Source organism: Nocardioides korecus, from assembly GCF_054778395.1.
Genome location: NZ_BAAGZO010000002.1, coordinates 458,246 through 477,625 on the forward strand (window position 1 = coordinate 458,246; position 19,380 = coordinate 477,625).

At 73.8% G+C, this 19,380-nt stretch carries 16 protein-coding genes; 10 read left to right on the forward strand and 6 right to left on the reverse strand.

Annotated features, from left to right (window positions below; translation table 11 throughout):
- Entirely contained in the window at positions 1–1,281 is a 1,281-nt protein-coding gene (locus tag ACYVDA_RS05425; RefSeq protein WP_460815746.1) for an AAA family ATPase, read from the forward strand.
- Here ACYVDA_RS05425 and ACYVDA_RS05430 read toward each other — a convergent pair.
- Both ACYVDA_RS05430 and ACYVDA_RS05435 read right to left on the reverse strand, forming a co-directional pair.
- Positions 1,265–2,638, reverse strand: coding sequence for a hypothetical protein (locus ACYVDA_RS05430; RefSeq protein WP_460815747.1), 1,374 nt, complete (start codon positions 2,636–2,638; stop codon positions 1,265–1,267). The genes ACYVDA_RS05425 and ACYVDA_RS05430 overlap by 17 nt on opposite strands.
- Complete coding sequence (locus tag ACYVDA_RS05435; RefSeq protein ID WP_460815749.1) at positions 2,639–3,031, reverse strand: cupredoxin domain-containing protein; 393 nt, start codon at positions 3,029–3,031, stop codon at positions 2,639–2,641.
- A gap of 60 nt (positions 3,032–3,091) precedes the next feature.
- On the opposite strand from ACYVDA_RS05435, the gene ACYVDA_RS05440 reads away from it, so the two are divergent.
- The 4 genes from ACYVDA_RS05440 to ACYVDA_RS05455 are packed head-to-tail and all read left to right on the forward strand — an operon-like array spanning position 3,092 to position 6,762.
- Positions 3,092–4,573 (forward strand): WS/DGAT/MGAT family O-acyltransferase, encoded by a 1,482-nt coding sequence (locus tag ACYVDA_RS05440; RefSeq protein WP_460815750.1) that lies wholly within the window; start codon positions 3,092–3,094, stop codon positions 4,571–4,573.
- Positions 4,570–4,893: a DUF6912 family protein gene (locus ACYVDA_RS05445; protein WP_460815752.1), complete on the forward strand. Its 324-nt coding sequence runs from the start codon at positions 4,570–4,572 to the stop codon at positions 4,891–4,893. The genes ACYVDA_RS05440 and ACYVDA_RS05445 overlap by 4 nt, the downstream gene beginning before the upstream one ends.
- Before the next feature lie 49 nt (positions 4,894–4,942).
- Positions 4,943–6,574 (forward strand): L-glutamate gamma-semialdehyde dehydrogenase, encoded by a 1,632-nt coding sequence (pruA, locus tag ACYVDA_RS05450; RefSeq protein ID WP_460815754.1) that lies wholly within the window; start codon positions 4,943–4,945, stop codon positions 6,572–6,574.
- A gap of 5 nt (positions 6,575–6,579) precedes the next feature.
- Positions 6,580–6,762 (forward strand): hypothetical protein, encoded by a 183-nt coding sequence (locus ACYVDA_RS05455; protein ID WP_460815756.1) that lies wholly within the window; start codon positions 6,580–6,582, stop codon positions 6,760–6,762.
- Between the two features lie 25 nt (positions 6,763–6,787).
- On the opposite strand, the gene ACYVDA_RS05460 is transcribed toward ACYVDA_RS05455, so the two are convergent.
- Positions 6,788–7,273: a DUF2505 domain-containing protein gene (locus tag ACYVDA_RS05460; RefSeq protein ID WP_460815758.1), complete on the reverse strand. Its 486-nt coding sequence runs from the start codon at positions 7,271–7,273 to the stop codon at positions 6,788–6,790.
- Positions 7,274–7,345: 72 nt separating this feature from the next.
- On the opposite strand from ACYVDA_RS05460, the gene ACYVDA_RS05465 reads away from it, so the two are divergent.
- From ACYVDA_RS05465 to ACYVDA_RS05485, 5 genes are all read left to right on the forward strand, one after another.
- Positions 7,346–8,191: a tryptophan 2,3-dioxygenase family protein gene (locus tag ACYVDA_RS05465; protein WP_460815760.1), complete on the forward strand. Its 846-nt coding sequence runs from the start codon at positions 7,346–7,348 to the stop codon at positions 8,189–8,191.
- A 72-nt stretch (positions 8,192–8,263) separates the two neighbouring features.
- Positions 8,264–13,099, forward strand: coding sequence for an NAD-glutamate dehydrogenase (locus ACYVDA_RS05470; protein ID WP_460815762.1), 4,836 nt, complete (start codon positions 8,264–8,266; stop codon positions 13,097–13,099).
- A 22-nt stretch (positions 13,100–13,121) separates the two neighbouring features.
- Positions 13,122–14,585, forward strand: a complete 1,464-nt coding sequence (locus ACYVDA_RS05475; RefSeq protein WP_460815764.1) for an amidase — start codon at positions 13,122–13,124, stop codon at positions 14,583–14,585.
- Positions 14,582–15,496, forward strand: a complete 915-nt coding sequence (locus ACYVDA_RS05480) for an SDR family NAD(P)-dependent oxidoreductase (RefSeq protein WP_460815765.1) — start codon at positions 14,582–14,584, stop codon at positions 15,494–15,496. The genes ACYVDA_RS05475 and ACYVDA_RS05480 overlap by 4 nt, the downstream gene beginning before the upstream one ends.
- 83 nt (positions 15,497–15,579) lie before the next feature.
- Positions 15,580–16,428, forward strand: coding sequence for a DNA-formamidopyrimidine glycosylase family protein (locus tag ACYVDA_RS05485; RefSeq protein WP_460815767.1), 849 nt, complete (start codon positions 15,580–15,582; stop codon positions 16,426–16,428).
- A 7-nt stretch (positions 16,429–16,435) separates the two neighbouring features.
- On the opposite strand, the gene ACYVDA_RS05490 is transcribed toward ACYVDA_RS05485, so the two are convergent.
- From ACYVDA_RS05490 to ku, 3 genes are all read right to left on the reverse strand, one after another.
- The gene (locus ACYVDA_RS05490) at positions 16,436–17,029 is read right to left on the reverse strand and encodes a class F sortase (protein WP_460815768.1); all 594 of its coding nucleotides are present in this window, start codon (positions 17,027–17,029) and stop codon (positions 16,436–16,438) included.
- Between the two features lie 19 nt (positions 17,030–17,048).
- Complete coding sequence (locus tag ACYVDA_RS05495) at positions 17,049–18,317, reverse strand: hypothetical protein (RefSeq protein WP_460815770.1); 1,269 nt, start codon at positions 18,315–18,317, stop codon at positions 17,049–17,051.
- A gap of 110 nt (positions 18,318–18,427) precedes the next feature.
- The gene (gene ku / locus ACYVDA_RS05500) at positions 18,428–19,372 is read right to left on the reverse strand and encodes a non-homologous end joining protein Ku (RefSeq protein WP_460815773.1); all 945 of its coding nucleotides are present in this window, start codon (positions 19,370–19,372) and stop codon (positions 18,428–18,430) included.
- Positions 19,373–19,380 lie beyond the last annotated feature (8 nt).

The window sequence follows — 19,380 nt, forward strand, 5'->3', positions numbered from 1 at the left end:
GTGGCGGCCACGACCGTGCTGCTCACCGCCGGTGGGGACGCCTGGGAGGCCGACGCCATGCGGGTGCTGGCCGCCCACGGCGTCGTGGTCCTCAAGCGCTGCGTCGACCTCCACGACCTCCTCGCCAGCGCCGCGACGGGTCAGGCCGACGTGGCGGTGGTCTCAGGTCGGCTGCCGGGTCTCGACGCCGACGCGGTGATGCACTTGCTGCGCGACGACGTCCGCTGCGTCGCCGTCGGTGGTGACCCCGAGGCGATGGCGCGGATCGGCGTGGTGGGCACCGTGTCCGCGGGGTCGTCCGGGTCGTCCGCGTCGCCCGCGTCGCCCGCGTCGCCCGCGTCGCCCGGGTCGCCTGGGTCGACGGCCGTGGGTCCCGAGGACCTGCAGGCCCTGCCCGAGCTGGTCGTCTCCGCCGGGTCCCGGGAGCTGGTGGTGGACCCCGAGCCCGAGGACGTCTCGGCCCTCGCGCCCGTCGGCGCACCCGGTCGCGTGGTCGTGGTGCACGGGCCGGCGGGGGCGCCGGGCCGGACCACGGTGGCCCTCGGGCTGGCCGCCCTGCACGCGCAGGCGGGCGACCCGACGGTGCTGGTCGACGCCGACCCGCACGGCGGTGCCGTCGCCCAGCACCTGGGGATCCTCGACGAGGTCTCCGGCCTGCTGGCCGCGGCCCGGCTGGTCAACGCCGGCGGGCTGGACGCCGCCGCGTTCGCGCGGTGCCGCCGCGTCGTGGGGGAGCGGTTCGACGTCCTGACCGGGTTGCCCCGCCCCGACCGCTGGGTCGAGGCCCGCCCGGGCGTGCTGGACGCGGTCCTGGAGCGGGCCGCCGAGGTCGGCGACGTGGTCGTCGACTCCGGGTTCAGCCTCGAGGACGACACCGAGCTGGGGCGTCCGGTCTCGCGCAACCAGCTCACCCTGGACGCGGTGGCCCTGGCCGACCACGTCGTCGTGGTGGGGACCGCCGAGCCCACCGGCCTGGCCCGGCTCGCCCGGACGCTGGTGGAGCTGCGCGAGAGCTCGGGGGTGCCGGTGACGGTGGTGGTCAACCGGATGCGCGACTCCCTGGGCTGGGGGCGTCGCGACATCGTCGGCATGGTCGAGGGCTACGTGCGCCCGACCGGTGTGCACTTTCTGCCCGAGGACCGGCCCGCCACCGACCGGGCGCTGGTCGCCGGGCGGGCGCTGACCGAGACCGGCGACTCCGGGCTGCGACGGGCCCTGGTCGGGGTGCACGACCACCTCTTCGGGGTCCTCGGGCGTGACGTGCTCAGAAGCCACCCATGAGCAGGTAGAGCCCGGTCGCGGTGTAGGCGACCATCACCACGAGCAGGCCCAACTGCCCGGTGACCTGGTGGCGCCGCGGGAGCAGGGCCAGGGCCCGGTCGTGGGCCGCCACGACGCCCACCACGTGGCCCACGACGATGGCCAGCACCTTGACCACGGCCAGCAGGGTCGGGTGGAAGGAGAGCCAGTAGCTGATGCTCCAGTCGGCCGTCCCCAGGAGGTCGTCGCCCCGCACGAGGGGGTCGCTGAGCTGCATCAGGGTGCGCTGGCCCTGCTCGACGAAGTAGGACAGGTAGTGGGCGGTGATGTAGCCGACGATGATCGGCACCACCGAGTGGGCCAGCAGCAGCGGCAGCTGCCCACGGCGTACGCCGGTCCCGGCACCGTCGTCGGTGCCCACCCCGGTGGCCACCGAGGCGAGGGTGAACGAGATCCCGACCACGAGGCAGAACACGACCAGGGCGACGGAGTCGACGAGCACCGGGCTCAGTCCGACCCGGTCGACGAACCCCTGCCAGGCGACGGTGTCCTTGTAGCTGTCGAAGGCCGTGGACCCGAACAGCACCGCGACCACCGCGAGCAGCCCGGGCCGGGCCGGGGTGGTGGCCAGGTGGGCCAGGGGGCTGCGCCAGACCAGGCGACCCTCGGACCGGCTCCACGGCGACAGCCGCGCGACCAGCGAGGAGTAGACCTCGAAGGGGTCGGCGCGCGCGAACCAGGTGTCGCCGAAGAGGGCGCCGCCGACGAGCATCACGGCCAGGTACGCCGCGAGCCAGATCCGCACCGAGGCCACGAACCCGCTCTGCTCGTTGACCAGCTCCTCCCAGACGAACGCGAAGAGCCCGACCGCCCCCGGCCACAGCCCGAGGCGCTCGGGGAGCACCAGGACGCCGCGGGCGGGGTCGCCGCCGGTGGCCCGCGCGATCAGCAGGTGCAGCGTGCGCACCGGGCTCACGGCCCTCACGACCGGCCCCAGCAGCAACGAGGCGGGGACCAGCCCGACCCAGACCAGGACGTAGAAGGTCCCGAGCACGGGGTTGGTGACCAGGTCCGGCCCCCACACCAGCGGCCAGACCAGGTAGGCGGCCACCACCAGCCCGAGCACGCGCAGACCCCACGCCAGCACGGGGCTCTCCAGCACCCGGGCCAGCCCGGTCGGGACCGGGCGGCCCGGTCGCGGGGGGTCGTAGCGCGGCGCGCGCCAGGCCAGCGCGAGCACGCAGAACGACACCACCAGGGCGGCGGTGGCCGCGGAGACGGCCAGGCCCAGCGGGATCGGGAGGTCCTTGGCGCCCCCGATGCCGTGCATCGGGACCAGGCCGGCGACCAGGGTGGGCACCGACAGCGGCTCGGTCACTCAGCGGACCTCGAGCTGCACGACCAGCTTGTCCAGGGTGTGCGACTCCACGTCGACGACCCCCCGGCTGTCCAGGGTGATGGTCTCGTCGGTGGTCCCGGCGGTGTACTCGAACTCGTGCTCGGGCGAGCTGTGCACGTGGATCTCGCCCTTGGCGTCGGCCGTCACGTGGAAGGTCAGCTTGGCCCCGGCCTTGACCCGCACCTGGGCGCCCTGGGGCGTGATCTTCCCGTTCTTGACGGTGATGTCGATGGTCGGGGTTCCGTCCGCGCCGGGGGTCGCGGTCGCGGTGCCCGAGGAGCCGGTGCTGCTCGAGCCGCTCGAGCCGCCGCAGCCGGCGAGGGATCCCGCGGCCAGGAGGGTCGCGGTGATCAGGACGGACGTGCGGCGCATCGGATTCCTCCAGGAGGTGGTACGGACGTACGGCGGCCTGCGAGCCTCTGCCAGAATCCCATGAGCCCCAAGCAGGAGCGACGAGAGGTGGTGGTGTCGGTGACCGAGCGTCTGCGCTCCAGCGACCTCGCGCTGCTGGCCGACGAGTCGCCGCAGACCCCGATGCACAATATCACCCTGGAGGTCTTCGACCCGGGCGACTCGGGCTTCGACCACGACGCGCTGCTGGCCCACATCGACGACCGGATCGCCTTCGTGCCGCGCTACCGCCAGCGCCTGCGCCGGGTGCCGGGCCGGCTGGCCAACCCGGTCTGGGTCGACGACGAGAACTTCGACCTCAGCTACCACGTGCGCCGCTCCGCCCTGCCCCGTCCGGGCACGATGGAGCAGCTGCGCGAGCTCACCGAGCGGATCATGTCGCGCCGGCTCGACCCCGACCGTCCCCTGTGGGAGATCTACTTCGTCGAGGGTCTCGAGCACGGCCGGGTCGCCTTGCTGAGCAAGTCCCACCAGGTCCTGGTCGACGGCATCTCGACGGTCGACCTGGGGCAGGTCCTGCTCGACGTCGACCCGGGCCCGCGTCGGCTCGTCCACGAGGGCTGGGTCGCCGGGCACGAGCCGACCCCGGCCGCGCTGGCCCTGGGCGCCGTCACCGAGACCGTCCGCCACCCCGGCGTCGGCGTGGTCACGCTGCGCGGCAACGCCGAGTCGCTGGGGCGGTCCCTCGGCGGAGTGGTCGGCCGGGCGCGCTCGGTCGCGGCCGACCTGGCCCGCCGCCGGCCGGTCCCCGACTCGCCGTTCAACGTCGAGCCCTCGGCCCAGCGCCGGCTGGTGTGTGTGCGCACCTCGCTCAAGGACTACCGCAAGGTGCGCCGGGTCCACGGCGGCACGGTCAACGACGTCATCCTGGCCACCCTGGCCGGCGCGATCCGGGCCTGGCTGATGACCCGGGCGGAGCACGTCGGGGCCGGTCGACGGCTGCGGGCGCTGGTGCCGATGAGCGTCATCGACGAGGAGATGGAGCCCACCTCGCTGGGCTCCCAGGTGGTGGGTCACCTGGTCGACCTGCCCATCGGCGAGGGGTCGCCGGTCGTGCGGCTGCACCAGGTCTCCTACGCGCTGCGCGCCCACAGCGAGACCGGCCGGGCGGTGGCCGCGGACCGGATCGCCGGCGTCGCCGGCTTCGCCCCCACGACGTTCCACGCCCTGGGCTCCCGGGTCGCCGGGCGCTCGGCGCGCGGCAACGTCAACCTGGTGGTGACCAACGTGCCGGGCCCGCAGTTCCCGATGTTCCTGGCCGGCGCCCAGATGACCGAGACCTACCCCGTCCCGCCCCTGCTGCACGGCTTCTCCCTCTCGGTCGGCGTGACCTCCTACGACGGCGCCGTCTACTACGGCATCACCGCCGACCGCGACGCCCTGCCCGACATCGAGGTGCTGGGCCAGTGCGTGCGCGAGGCGCTCGACGAGCTGGTCGACAGCGCCAGCGACTCCCGGCCGCGCGCTCCCCGCGGGCTCCCCGCCCCGGAGGACCGGTCGTGAGGATCTACGTGCCGCTGACCCTCGAGGCCCTGGCCACCCTGGTCGGGACGGGCGAGCTGTCGGCGTACGACGAGCCCTTCGTGGCGCCGGGCGAGGACGAGGAGTCGCAGTACGCCGCCCTGGAGGCCGCCGCCGACGCGTCCGCGCAGGCCCAGCCGTCCGGTGCCCGCCGAGTCGTGCTGGTCGCCGAGGTGGACCAGGAGGGCGACCCCGTGCCGCTCCGCCGGGTGCTGGCCGTGCACGCCGACGTCGAGGGCGCCCGCCTCGGTGACGACCTCGCCTGGTTCGCCACCCAGGAGATCCCCGACCTGCTGGCCTGAGGCCCGCCTGCGTTTTCACCCCGCGCCCGTGATCTGAGACGATCGCGGCATGGACGCCATCACCCTGCCTCCGGCTCCCGTGAACGAGCCCAACCGGCACTACGCCCCCGGCAGCACCGAGCGCACCGAGGTCGAGGCCGCGCTGGCCCACCTCGCCGCGGCCGGCCCCCTCGACCTGACCGCCACCATCGGTGGCGAGAAGCGGATGGGCGGTGGCGCCGAGATCCAGGTCGTCCAGCCGCACGCCCACGCCAAGGTCCTGGGCGTGCTGAAGAACTCCACCCGCGCCGACGCCACGGCGGCCGTCGCGGCCGCGTCCGCCGCCGCGCCCGCCTGGCGCGCGATGTCCTTCGACGACCGCGCCTCGATCATCCTCAAGGCCGCCGACCTGCTGGCCGGCCCCTGGCGGGCCCGGCTCAACGCCGCGACCATGCTCGGCCAGTCCAAGACCGTCTTCCAGGCCGAGATCGACGCCGCCTGCGAGCTGATCGACTTCTGGCGCTTCAACGTCCACTACGCCCGCCAGATCCTCACCGACCAGCCGATCGCCAACAGCCCCGGCATCTGGAACCGCACCGACCACCGGCCGCTCGAGGGCTTCGTCTACGCGATCACGCCCTTCAACTTCACCGCGATCGCCGGCAACCTGCCCACCGCGCCCGCCCTGATGGGCAACACCGTGGTCTGGAAGCCCTCGCCGACCCAGCAGCTGGCCGCGCACCTGACCATGGAGCTGCTGGAGGAGGCCGGCATGCCGCCCGGCGTCATCAACATGCTCCCCGGCGACGGGCTCGAGGTCTCCGACGTCGTCCTGGCCCACCCCGACCTGGCCGGCATCCACTTCACCGGCTCGACCCCGACCTTCCAGCACCTGTGGGGCACCGTCGGTCAGAACCTGACCGGCTACCGCACCTACCCGCGCATCGTGGGGGAGACCGGTGGCAAGGACTTCATCGTGGCCCACCCCTCGGCCGACGTCGACGTGCTGCGCGTGGCGATGATCCGCGGCGCCTTCGAGTTCCAGGGCCAGAAGTGCTCGGCGGCCTCGCGTGCCTACGTGCCGCGCTCGGTGTGGGGTCGGCTCAAGGACCAGCTCGTCGCGGAGACCGAGAACCTGACCATGGGGGACGTCACCGACCTGTCGCACTTCATGGGTGCGGTCATCGACGACCGCGCGTTCGCCAAGCACGACAAGGCGATCTCGCGGGCCCGGCACTCCTCCAAGCTGCACGTGCTGGCCGGCGGGACCACCGACGACTCGATCGGCTACTTCGTGCGGCCCACGATCGTCGAGGCCGACGACCCGACCGACGCGATGTTCGCCGACGAGTACTTCGGCCCGATCCTGGCCGTGCACGTCTACGACGACGACCGGTTCGAGACCGTGGTGGACCAGATGGAGTCGTTCGCGCCGTACGCCCTGACCGGTGCGGTGATCTCCCAGGACCGCCAGGCGGTGGCCTGGGCCAGCGAGCGCCTGCGCTTCGCGGCCGGCAACTTCTACGTCAACGACAAGCCCACCGGGGCGGTCGTGGGCCAGCAGCCGTTCGGCGGCGGGCGGGCCTCGGGCACCAACGACAAGGCGGGCGCGGCCGTGAACCTGCTGCGCTGGACCTCGCCGCGCTCGATCAAGGAGACCTTCGCTCCGCCGAAGGACCACCGCTACCCGCACATGGGGTGACCCCGGTGACGGGGGCCGTTCCCACGCTGCCGGTGCTCCCGCACCACCTCGGCGCGCTCCACCCCGTGGAGCAGGTGCTCACGCTCGTGCTCGCGCTGGGGCCGCTGGTGCTGCTCGCGATCACGGTCCTGGTGAGCCGTCGCCGTCACGCTCGTGACGGCGACGGCCCCCGGGCGGACCAGGGCTGAGCCACGGCAGGGCCCCGAGCGGGTCCTAGCGGGCGAGCCACTCCTGGCCGACCTTGTGCTCGGTGCGCAGGGCCTTGCCCAGCATGTCGGCCACCAGGCCCTCGATCTTGCCGCCGACCAGGGGGATGTTGACCTTGACGTCGAGGTTGACGGTCTCGGTGGTGCCCTCGGGGTCCTCGGTCAGGTGGATGGTGCCGACCATCTCGCCCGGCTTGCCGGGGATCTCGACGCGGAGGTCGCCCTTCTCGGCGCGGGTCCAGTCCTCGTGCTGCACGATGTGGATCTCGTCGCCGACGAACTTCTTGGCGAAGCCCGGGATGCCCTGGGCGGCCTGGACCTGGTCGATCTCGACGGTCATGCCGGGGGCGCCCTCGGCGTCGATGGTCACGGTGCGTCGCAGCACGTGCTGGCGGTCGCAGACCTCCTCGCGGAAGGCGGGGTCGGCCAGCATGTCGTGGACCTGCTGGAGCGTGGCCCCGTCGTAGCGGAGCTCCTCGGTGATCTTCTTCATGCGCCGCATCATGGCCCATCCGGCTCCTCGCCGTGGCGAGACCCCGCGGTCGTCCCGCACTAGGGTCGGCGCATGGGTGAAGAGACGTTCGTGGCCTTCGGCGAGGAGGGCGCGCGCGAGCGGCCCCAGCTGACCTACGGCAGCTACCTGCGCCTGCCGGACCTGCTGTCGGCCCAGCACCTGGAGTCCGACCCGCCGGCCCACGACGAGCTGCTGTTCATCACCATCCACCAGGTCTACGAGCTGTGGTTCCAGCAGCTGCTGCACGAGGTGGTCGCCGTCCGTGACGCGCTGCTGGCGGGCGACGGGGGCGACCGGGGTGACGGGGGCGACGCCGGTGGGCGGCTGTGGTGGGCGCGTCACCTGATGAACCGGGTGCACGTGATCGAGCGGGTGCTGGTGCAGCAGGTCGACGTGCTGGAGACGATGACGCCGCAGGACTTCGCGGAGTTCCGGGCGCGGCTGGCCCCGGCGAGCGGCTTCCAGTCGGTGCAGTTCCGCGAGCTGGAGTTCGTCTCCGGCGCCAAGGACGCCGGCTACCTGGACCGGTTCCGCGGGCTGACGCCGGCCGAGGAGACCGGGCTGCGCCGGCGGCTGGAGGAGCCGACGCTGTGGGACGGGTTCCTGGCCGCGATGGCGTCGCGGGGCCTGGCCGTCGAGGACGACGCGGCGGTCACGGCCTCCCTGTGCGAGGTCGCCCACGACCGGGCCCGGCACGGCGACCTGTGGGCCGTGGCCGAGGCGCTGGTCCTCCACGACGAGCTGGCCGCGGCCTGGCGGGCGCGGCACGTCGTGATGGTCGAGCGGATGATCGGCACCAAGACCGGCACGGGCGGCTCCACCGGGGCGACGTACCTCCGCACCCGGGTGCCCCTGCGCTACTACCCGCTGCTGTGGGACCTGCGCTCGGTGCTGTAGTTCTCGGGTGCGAGACCCTCGCTCCGCCGTGGGACGTTGTCGCCGCCGGTGCGCGGGCCTAACGTCGGGCAGGTGACGACGTCGGAGGAGAACAAGTCCGAGCTGCTCGAGCGCCTGGCCGGCCTGGCCCGGGAGCGGGGGGAGCGGCACGGCGCGGTCGCGGTCGACGTGCCGACCGTGCTGCGCGACTTCTACCGCCACGTCGCGGCCGAGGACCTCCTCGAGCGCGACGACCGCGACCTGTTCGGCGCCGTGATGGCCCAGCTGCGGCTGGCCGCCGAGCGGCCGCAGGGCAAGGCGGTCGTGCGGGTCTTCACCCCCAGCGTGTCGGTCAACGGCTGGTCGGCGGGGGGCCACACGGTGGTCGAGGTGGTCACCGACGACATGCCCTTCCTGGTCGACTCGGTGTCGATGGCCCTGGCCGAGGAGCACCACGACCTCCACCTGGTCGTGCACCCCCAGCTCGTGGTGCGCCGCGCCATGGACGGCACGCTGCAGGAGGTCCTCGACGACCGGACCAGCACCGAGGCGCACGACGTCGCTCGCGAGTCCTGGATGCACCTGGAGATCGACCGGGTCGCCGAGGAGGACCTGCCGGTCGTGCGCGAGCGGCTGGAGAAGGTGCTGCTCGACGTGCGCGACGCCGTCGAGGACTGGGCCCGGATGCACGCCCAGGTCGACGCCCTGGTCGCCGAGCTCGAGCAGGACCCGCCCGTCGGGGTGCCCACCGAGGAGGTCGCCCAGGGGCGCGAGCTGCTGCGCTGGCTGGGGGAGGACCACTTCACCTTCCTGGGCTACCGGGAGTACGCCCTCGGTGAGCCCGGCGGCCCCGGCAGCCCCGAGGAGCTGCACGCGGTCACCGGCACCGGCTTCGGCATCCTGCGCGCGGACCCCACGTCGCCGCGCGTGCTGCCCGACGCGGTCGCCGCGCGAGCCCGCGAGCCCCGGCTGCTGGTGCTGGCCAAGGCCAACTCGCGCGCCACCGTGCACCGCCCGGTCCACCTCGACTACGTCGGGGTCAAGAAGTTCGACGCCGAGGGGCGCGTGACCGGCGAGCGCCGCTTCCTCGGCCTGTTCTCCTCGGCGGCCTACACCGAGTCGGTGCGCCGGATCCCGGTGCTGCGCGAGAAGGCCGCGGCCGTGCTGGAGGCCAGTGACCTCGACGAGACCAGCCACGCCGGCAAGGCGCTGATGGACGTGCTCGAGACCTACCCGCGCGACGAGCTGTTCCAGACCCCGGTCTCCGAGCTGGTCCCGATCGCGGCGCAGGTGATGCACACCCGCGAGCGCCGCCAGCTGCGGCTGTTCGTGCGGCGCGACGACTACGGCCGCTACCTCTCGTGCCTGGTCTACCTCCCGCGCGACCGCTACAACACCACGGTGCGCGAGCGCCTCTCCGCGATCCTGCGCGAGCGCCTGGGCGGGCAGAGCGTGGAGTACACCGCCCACGTCGGCGACTCCTTCGCCGCCCGGCTGCACTTCGTGGTGCGCCCGGGGCCGGGGGAGACGATCGGGGTGCCCGACACCGACGACCTCGAGCGCCGGTGCGCCGAGGCCGCGCGGTCGTGGCGCGACGACTTCGGCGCCGCCGTCGTGTCGACGTACGGCGAGGAGGCCGGCGGCCGCCTGGTGCGCACCTACACCCAGTCCTTCCCGGAGGCCTACAAGGAGGACTACCCGCCGGCCACCGGGGCCGTCGACGTCGGCCGGCTGGACCGCATCGAGGGCGACGAGGGGCTGGCGCTCCAGCTCTACGAGGACGTGGCCGCCGCGCCCGGCGAGGCCCGCCTGAAGATGTTCCGGGTCGGCCCGCCGCTGTCGCTGTCGCGGGTGCTGCCGATCCTGTCCACGACCGGCATGGAGGTCGTCGACGAGCGCCCCTACTCCCTCGAGGGGCTGCCCCGGGAGTCCTACGTCTACGACTTCGGCCTGCGCTACCCCCGGGCCCTGCCCGACGACGTGCGCGGCCTGGTGCAGGACACCATCGCGGCCACCTGGGACGGGCGCAACGAGAGCGACGGCTTCAACGCCCTGGTCCTGGCCGCGGGCCTGACCTGGCGCCAGGTCGGCGTCCTGCGCGCCTACGCGAAGTACATGCGCCAGGGCGGCACCCCCTTCGCCCAGGACTACATCGAGAACGCGCTGATCGGCAACGTCGAGATCACCCGCCACCTGGTGCAGCTGTTCGAGGCGCGGTTCGACCCGGGCCGCTCGGGCGACCTGCCGGCCGACGGCGAGTCCCGCACGGCCAAGTGCGCCGAGCTCGAGGAGCGGGTCCTGCGCGGCCTGGACGCCGTGACCAGCCTGGACCAGGACAGGATCCTGCGCTCCTACCTGACCCACGTGCTGGCCACGCTGCGCACCAGCTTCTTCGTCACCGGTCCCGACGGCGGCCCGCTGGACCGGCTCTCGCTCAAGCTCGACCCCTCGGCGATCCCGGACCTGCCGGCCCCGCGGCCCAAGTTCGAGATCTTCGTCTACTCCCCGCGCGTGGAGGGGGTGCACCTGCGCTTCGGCGCGGTCGCGCGCGGCGGGCTGCGCTGGTCGGACCGTCGCGACGACTTCCGCACCGAGGTGCTCGGGCTGGTCAAGGCCCAGATGGTCAAGAACACCGTGATCGTCCCGGTTGGCGCCAAGGGCGGCTTCTTCGCCAAGGACCTGCCCGATCCCAGCGACCGCGAGGCGTGGCTGGCCGAGGGGATCGCCTGCTACACCACCTTCATCTCCGGGCTCCTCGACGTGACCGACAACCTGGTGGACGCAGGTCAGGGCCGCACGGTGGTCCCGCCGGCGCGGGTGGTGCGCCACGACGACGACGACCCCTACCTGGTGGTCGCCGCCGACAAGGGCACGGCGACCTTCAGCGACATCGCGAACGGCGTCTCGCGCGACTACGGCTTCTGGCTGGGCGACGCCTTCGCCTCGGGCGGCTCGGTGGGCTACGACCACAAGGCGATGGGCATCACCGCCCGCGGCGCCTGGGTCTCGGTGCGCCGCCACTTCCGCGAGCGCGGCATCGACTGCCAGGCCGAGGACTTCACCTGCGTCGGCGTCGGGGACATGTCCGGCGACGTGTTCGGCAACGGGATGCTCTGCTCGGAGCACATCCGCCTGGTCGCGGCCTTCGACCACCGCGACATCTTCCTGGACCCCACGCCCGACGCCGCGACGTCGTACGCCGAGCGACGCCGGCTCTTCGACCTGCCGCGCTCCTCCTGGGCCGACTACGACACCAGCCTGGTCAGCGAGGGCGGCGGTGTCTTCCCGCGCAGCGCGAAGTCGATCCCGGTCCACGCGGCCGTCCGCGAGGCCCTGGGCCTGGCCGACGACGTGGTGCGGATGACGCCCGCCGAGCTGATGCGCGCCATCTTGCTGGCGCCGGTCGACCTGCTGTGGAACGGCGGCATCGGCACCTACGTGAAGTCCGAGGGGGAGACCCACGCCGACGCCGGCGACAAGGCCAACGACGCCATCCGCGTCGACGGCCACCAGCTGCGGGCCCGCTGCGTGGGCGAGGGCGGCAACCTGGGCCTGACCCAGCTCGGTCGCATCGAGTACGCCCGCCGCGGCTGCGAGGGCCACGGGGGCCGGATCAACACCGACTTCATCGACAACTCCGCCGGCGTCGACACCTCCGACCACGAGGTCAACATCAAGATCCTGCTCGACCGGGTCGTGGCCGACGGCGACATGACCGGCAAGCAGCGCAACGAGCTGCTGGCCTCGATGACCGACGAGGTCGGGGCGCTGGTGCTGGCCGACAACTACGAGCAGAACCTCGCCCTGGCCAACGCCAGCGCGCTCGCCCCGGCGCTGCTGCACGTCCACGAGGACTGGATGCGGAGCCTGGAGCGCAGCGGACTGCTCGACCGCGAGCTCGAGGGCCTGCCGTCGCGGCGCGAGGTCGCCCGGCGTCGCGACCGCCAGCAGGGGCTGAGCACGCCCGAGCTCGCGGTGCTGATGTCCTACACCAAGATCGTGCTGGCCGACGACCTGCTGACCAGCGACCTGGCCGACGACCCGTTCCTGCGCGGCGACCTGTTCTCCTACTTCCCCCTGCCGATGCGCCAGGACTACCGCGGGCAGATGGAGGAGCACCAGCTGCGCCGGGAGATCGTGGTCACCCAGATCGTCAACCAGCTCGTCAACCACGCCGGCATCACCTACTTCCACCGGCTGGCCGGGGAGACCTCGGCGACCACGGCCGAGCTGACCAAGGCCAACTTCGTGGCCCGCGAGATCTACGGCGCCGACCGGCTCTCGCGCGAGATCGCCTCCTTCGACAACCGGCTGGAGGCGTCGGTGCAGACCCACATGCGCCTGGAGAGCCGCACCCTGGTCGAGCGGGCCTCGCGCTGGCTGCTCAACAGTCGCCGGATCAACGCCGACACCGAGGCCATGGTCGACACCTTCGAGGTGACGGTGGAGAAGGTCGTGGCCCGGCTGCCCGAGCTGCTGGTCGGCAGCGAGCTGGCCGCCTTCGAGAAGCGGCGCGACGCCCTGGTCGAGCAGGACGTGCCCGAGGAGCTGGCCGTGCGCGTGGCGCTGTGCCCCCCGGCGTACGCCGTGCTGGGGGTGGTCGAGACCGCCGCCCGCGACCAGCGCGACCCCGAGGAGGTCGCCCGCGTGCACTTCGAGGTCGGCGAGCGGCTGGGCCTGCCCCTGCTGGTGTCGCGGATCCTAGGCCTGCCGCGGGAGGACCGGTGGCAGACCATGGCCCGGGCCGCGCTGCGCGACGACCTGCACGCCGTGCACGCCCAGCTCACCGCGCGCGAGCTCGACGGCCACCCGGCCACCGAGAAGGACACCGCCACGGCCGTGCACACGCTGCGCGAGATCTGCTCGGAGAGCGACAGTGACCTGGCCCGGCTCTCCGTGGCGCTGCGGGTGGTGCGGGCGCTGCTCTAGGGGGCTCCACTAGCCTGCGCGCATGACCGCACCCCCGACGGACGAGCAGCCCGAGACCGAGCCCGCCCCGCACCCTCACCTGGCCGACCTCGACGTGGCCGAGATCGTGCGTCGCACCACCGCGGGCGAGCTGACCTCGGTCGAGGTCGTCGAGGCGTGCCTGGACCGGATCATGGAGCGGGATCCCGCGCTGAACGCCTTCTCGCTGGTGCTGGCCGACGAGGCCCGCGCGGAGGCCGGACGCCGCGACGCCGCGCTGGCCGCCGGGGAGACCCCCGGCCCGCTGCACGGCGTGCCGGTGGCGGTCAAGGAGGAGCTGGCCGTGGCTGGCTGCGTGACCACCTTCGGCGGCCGTGCCAACGTGACCCCGGCCGAGGCCGACGCCGAGGTCGTGCGCCGGCTGCGCGAGGCCGGCGCCGTGATCATCGGCAAGACCCGGATGCCGGAGTTCGGCCAGTGGCCGTTCACCGAGTCCCGGGCCGGCAGCTACACCCGCAACCCCTGGGACCCCTCCCGCACGCCGGGCGGCTCCAGCGGCGGCACGGCCGTGGCCGTGGCCGCGGGCATGGTGCCGGTCGGCCTGGGCGGCGACGGGGGCGGCTCGATCCGGATCCCGTCGGCCTGCTGCGGGCTGTTCGGCCTCAAGCCGTCGCGCGGGCGCACCTCCTCGGCCCCGTTGGGCCACCTGTGGGTGGCGCTGGGGACCAACGGGCCGCTGGCCCGCACGGTGCTCGACTCCGCGCTGGTCTACGACGCGATCCGCGGCAACGTGCCCGGTGACCGGTTCACCGCCCCGGACCCGGCGACCTCGTTCACCGACGCGGCGGGCGCCGCGCCCGGACGGCTGCGGATCGGGTGGTCCACCAAGCCCGTGAGCAAGGGGGTGCGACCCCACCCCGAGCACGTCGAGGCCGTGCGCGCCACCGCCCGGCTCCTGGAGGAGCTGGGCCACGAGGTGCGCGAGGTCGACCCGCACTACCCCGACCCGACGCCGGCGTTCGTGCCGCAGTTCTTCGCCGGCATCCGCGAGGAGGCCGACGCCGTCGAGCACCCCGACCGGCTCGAGCCGCGCACGCGCGAGGTCTACCGGCTCGGTGCCTGGGTGCGTCCGGCCGTGGTGAGGTGGGCGCTGCGGGCCGGCGAGCGGCTGGCGACGAAGGCCGACCGGGTCTTCGAGGACGTCGACGTCCTGCTGACCCCGACCATCGCGCCGCGGCCCCGCACGGTCGGGGCCCTGGACCGCGGTGGCGCGGTGGCGCTGGCGGCCCGGTCGATGCCGATGATCGCCTACACCGCGCTGTGGAACGTCACCGGTCACCCGGCCGCGTCCGTGCCCGCCGGGACCGGCACCGACGGCCTGCCGCTCGCGGTCCAGCTGGTCGGTCGACGCCTCGACGAGGTCACCCTGCTCTCGCTCTCGGCCCAGCTCGAGCGGGCCCGGCCCTGGGCGATGCCGACGCTCGGCGCCGACGGCACCCCGGCGTGACGTCGCTGCTGCTCACCCCGGCGGCGCTGCTGCGGCGCCACGTCGTCGCGCCGGTCGCCCGGGCCGCGGGACGTCCGCTGCCCAGTCCGTTGGCGGGACGGGTCGTGCTGGTCACCGGCGCCTCCTCGGGGGTCGGCGAGGCCACCGCCCTGGCCGTGGCCGCCCGGGGCGCCCGGGTCGTCTGCGTGGCTCGCCGCCAGCGCGAGCTGGACCGGGTCGTCGACGCGATCACCCTCGCGGGCGGTCGGGCCGTCGGCCTGGCCTGCGACCTGACCGACGCCGGCGCGGCGGCCGCGCTGGTGGAGCGGGTGCAGGCCGAGCACGGCCCGGTGGACTACCTGGTCAACAACGCCGGGCGGTCGATCCGCCGGTCGCTGGCGCTGTCCTACGACCGGGTGCACGACGTCGAGCGCACGATGGCGATCAACTACGTCGCTCCCGTGCGGCTGACCCTCGCGTTGCTGCCCGCGATGCGCGCGCAGGGGTTCGGGCACGTGGTCAACGTGGTGACCTGGGGGGTCCAGCTCAAGGCGCCCAAGTTCTCGGCGTACATCGCCTCCAAGACGGCCCTGGACACCTGGTCGCGGATCGCCGGACGGGAGACCTGGGCCGACGGGGTGACCTTCACCAACCTGCGCCTGGACCTGGTGCGGACCGACATGATCGTGGCCACCGACGCCTACCGACGTGCTCCGGCCAAGACCCCCGAGCAGGCGGCCGCGCTGGTGGTGCGCGCGCTGGAGGACCGCCCGCTGACGGTCTCGACCGTCGCCGGCCGCGTCGGCGAGGTGCTCAACCTGGTGGCCCCGCGTGCGATGGACGCCGTCATGGCCGGGCTCGCGGCGCGGGTGCCGGACTCGCGGGCGGCCCGCGCCCACGTCGAGGACCGGCGACCGGCCCGCGACCGCTGAGGGTGGCGCCGGGCACGACCGGTGCGGCCCGGCTGTCCCGGCTCGACCGTCCCGGCTTGACCGGCTCGGCTTGACTGGGCCGCGTGCCCGAGGGTGACTCCGTCCACAAGCTCGCGCGCCGGCTCGACCGGTCGCTGCTGGGCCGCACCGTCGTCCGCTCCGACCTGCGGGTGCCCCGCCTCGCGACGCGCGACCTGGCCGGGCGGACCGTCGAGGAGCACGTCACGCACGGCAAGCACCTGATGACCAGGCTGGGCGACGGGGCCGGCGGGAGCGTCACCCTGCACAGCCACCTGCTGATGGACGGCTCGTGGAGCGTGACGGGGCCGGGCAAGCAGCTGCCGCGCCGGTTGATGCCCGAGGTGCGGGTGGTGCTGGAGCTCGACGACGGCCACACGGCGTACGGGCTGAACCTGCACCAGCTCGACCTGGTCGCCACCGCCGAGGAGCACCGCCTCGTCGGCCACCTGGGTCCGGACCCGCTGCGCGAGGACTGGGACCACGCCGAGGCCGTACGCCGACTGGCCGGTGACCCGACGCGGCCCCTGGTGTCGGCGCTGCTCGACCAGACCCTGGTGGCCGGCTTCGGCAACCTGTGGGCCAACGAGCTGGCCTTCCTGGTCGGCCGCAGCCCGTGGACCCCGGTCGGGGAGGTCGACGTGGACGCGCTGGTCCGGCTGGCCGCGCGGGCGCTGCGGCACTCGGCGCTGGTGCCGGGGGCCTACCAGGTCACGACGGGCACGAGCCGGCGCCGGGAGGACCACTGGGTCTCCGGGCGCAACCGGCGGCCCTGCCTGCGCTGCGGCACGACGGTGCAGATGGTGCCGGAGATCGGCAACGACCCCGACAACCGACGCACCTGGTGGTGCCCGAGCTGCCAGCCCGGTCCGGGGCCGGAGGGCCGGCGGAGCCGGGACCGCGCCACGACCTGAGCTCGGGTCAGACCCGGACCCCCAGCGGTCGCGCGAAGACGACGGTGTTGGAGGTGTAGTCGTGCCCGGTCCAGCCGGTGCACGTGATCAGGACGAGCCGGTTGACGGCGCGACCCTGGGCGAAGAGCCGGGTGGAGCGCGCGGCCAGCTGGGCCTTGGTCAGCGTCATCACGCGGGTGGTGCGGTAGACCATCGTGCCGCGCCGCGTGACCACCCGGACGACCTGCCCGGGCTTCAGCGTCCCGAGCCGGTCCATCACGCCACCGCCGGTGTGCACGGTGTGGCCGGTCATCACGGTCTGGCCGCGCCGGGCGCCGGGGCGGGCGCTGCGCTGCCACCAGCCCACCTCGGTCGGGTCGGCCGGGGGATCCAGGACGGCCGAGGGGGAGACCTCGATCGGCAGGACCGTCGCCCTCAGCTTCAGGGCCGGGACCACGATCCGCACGGGAGCGGCCGGGGCCGACATCGGCTCGAAGTCGGCCGTCCTCGCGGGCGCCGAGGACCCGGGCAGCAGGACGCCCGCGACCACCAGCAGGGCGGCCAGCACCAGCACGACCGGCCCGAAGGTCCCGCTGCCGCTCTCGTCCGACTCCGTCGACACGGTGCTCGACCCGCCCGCTCTAGGAGGCCAGCAGGCGGCGCCGGAGCACGGCGCCACCGGCGAGGAGCGAGAGCAGGCCCACGGCGCCGAGGGCGACGCGGTCGAACGGCTCCCGGGTCGCCGAGGCCGGCGCGCCGGGTGCCGTGGCGAGGCCGGAGGAGACGGCCGTGGGCAGCGGGGCCGCCTTCTTCGCCGGCGCCGGGGGAGCGGCGGCCGGGGCCACGCGGCCCGAGGGGCCGCACTCGACGTGGCCGATGGCGAGGTGGGCCAGGTCCGAGCCGGTGACCGGGGCCGTCGCCGGCAGGACCGAGGCGTCCAGGGCCGTGACCTGGATCGAGTCGGCGGTCGGGCGCACCTGCTTGTTCAAGGTGAGGTCGAGGACGTTCTTCTCCAGGGGAGCCAGCTGGCCGTCGGCCTGCTTCACGACGTTGTCGACGATCTGCTTCTGGATCGCGTCGGTCAGGCCGGTCAACGGGGTGGCCGACCCGTTCAGCGAGGTGGTGAGGTCGGTGCGCAGCGTCCCGAGCACCAGGGTCGCCACCGAGCTGAGGCTGGTGGTCAGGTGCGTGTTGGGAGCGGGGCGGGCCGGCAGGTCCGCCAGGGTGGTCGACTGGCCGGCCAGGCTCAGCGACACCTTGGTGTCGACGAGGTCGGCCGACCCGCTGGCGGTGCCGGGGCCCGCGGTGCAGCGGCCCTCGACGGCCCCGAGGGTCGCGGTGAGGCCGGCGTTGCCGAGCTGGGCCTGAGCGCTGGCCAGGGCCTTCTGGACCGCGGCGTTCACGGGCTGGACCAGGGCCTTGAGCACGGGGTCGGTCGCGGTGTTGAGCGGTGCCAGCGCCGAGTCCGAGGCGGCGAGCTTGATGCCGCTGAGGTCCAGCGAGCCCAGGGTGGCCTGGAGCGGCGTACCGGGGGAGAGGCAGCGCGAGGAGCCGATCTGGGCGACCGACCCGCCGTTGCCGGCCAGGCCGGCGCAGGCGGCCGAGGTGCGGTCGGTGCGGGCCGTGGCCTCCTGGGCCAGGACGCCGCCGTTGAGGACCGACTGCCCGGTGAGGACGCCGATCGGCGGGCGCGAGGTGCCGGAGGTGGACTCGCGCGAGCCGTCGTTGGTGGCGGCGTACGTCCCGCTGCCACCGCCGCTGCCGGCCACCGTGACGGTGGCCGCGCTGGCGTTCGCCCGCGACACGACGGTGGCGCCGACCGCGGGGGCCAGGCTGAGGGCGGTCAGGGCCGCGGCGCCGGTGAGGGCGGCGGCGGTGCGGACGTGGGGGCGCAGGCGTGAGCGGGACACGTGGGTTTCCTCCCGGGGAGCGACCGCGAGGTCGCCGACCACGTGCGCCGGGCCCGGCGCACGTCTGCTCAACGGGCGGGCGGGCCGGGGGTTACGGCGTGCGGCGTGCGTCAGCTGGCCTTCTTGGCCGCCGCCTTCTTCGGGGTGGCCTTGGCTGCGGACTTCTTCGCCGTGGCCTTCTTGGTCGCGGCCTTCTTCGTGGCGGTCTTCCCGGCCGCGGGCTTCTCGCCCGACCCCTCCGACTCATCGGCCTCGTCGGCTTCCGCCGTCGGCTTCTCCCCACGAGCGGTCCGGGCGGCGTCGACGCTGCGCTGGAGGGCTGCGAGCAGGTCCACGACCTCGCCGGAGGTCTTGGTCGACGTGGGCGTGCGGGTCACCTCGCCACCCTCGACCTTGGCCTTGACCAGGGCCGCGAGGGCCTCGCGGTAGTCGTCCTCGTAGTCGCCGGCGTCGAAGTCCCCGGCGAGGGTCTCCACCAGCATCTGGGCCATCTTCACCTCGGCGGGCTTGGCCTCGCTGGTGTCGACCGAGCCGAAGTCGGGGGAGCGGATCTCGTCGGGCCACATCATCGTCTGCATCACGATCACGTCGTCGCGCACGCGCAGCACGGCCAGCGACGTGCGGTTGCGCAGGGACACCGTCACCAGGGCCATCCGGTCGGCGGCCTCGAGCGCCTCGCGCAGCAGGGCGTACGGCTTGGCGCCGGTCTTCTCGGGCTCGAGGTAGTAGCTCTTCTCGAACAGCATCGGGTCGATCTGCTCGCTGGGCACGAACTTCTCGACGCTGATCTCCCGGCTGGACTCCATCGGCAGCGAGGCCATGTCGTCGTCGGTGAGGATGACCATCTCGCCGTCCTCGGTCTCGTAGCCCTTGGCGATGTCGGCGTACTCCACCTCCTCGCCGTCGATGCTGCACACCCGCTGGTACTTGATCCGGCCGCCGTCCTTGGCGTGCACCTGGCGGAACGTGACGTCCTTGCTCTCCGTCGCGGAGTACAGCTTGACCGGGACGCTGACGAGGCCGAAGGAGACGGCGCCCTTCCAGATGGCTCGCATGGGACCAG

Bases quoted from the DNA above. Each gene is read 5' to 3' on its own strand.
- ACYVDA_RS05435 (WP_460815749.1), bottom strand. From the start codon at position 3,031: ATGCGCCGCACGTCCGTCCTGATCACCGCGACCCTCCTGGCCGCGGGA.
- ACYVDA_RS05440 (WP_460815750.1), top strand. From the start codon at position 3,092: ATGAGCCCCAAGCAGGAGCGACGAGAGGTGGTGGTGTCGGTGACCGAG.
- pruA (WP_460815754.1), top strand. From the start codon at position 4,943: ATGGACGCCATCACCCTGCCTCCGGCTCCCGTGAACGAGCCCAACCGG.
- ACYVDA_RS05460 (WP_460815758.1), bottom strand. From the start codon at position 7,273: ATGAAGAAGATCACCGAGGAGCTCCGCTACGACGGGGCCACGCTCCAG.
- ACYVDA_RS05465 (WP_460815760.1), top strand. From the start codon at position 7,346: ATGGGTGAAGAGACGTTCGTGGCCTTCGGCGAGGAGGGCGCGCGCGAG.
- ACYVDA_RS05475 (WP_460815764.1), top strand. From the start codon at position 13,122: ATGACCGCACCCCCGACGGACGAGCAGCCCGAGACCGAGCCCGCCCCG.
- ku (WP_460815773.1), bottom strand. From the start codon at position 19,372: ATGCGAGCCATCTGGAAGGGCGCCGTCTCCTTCGGCCTCGTCAGCGTC.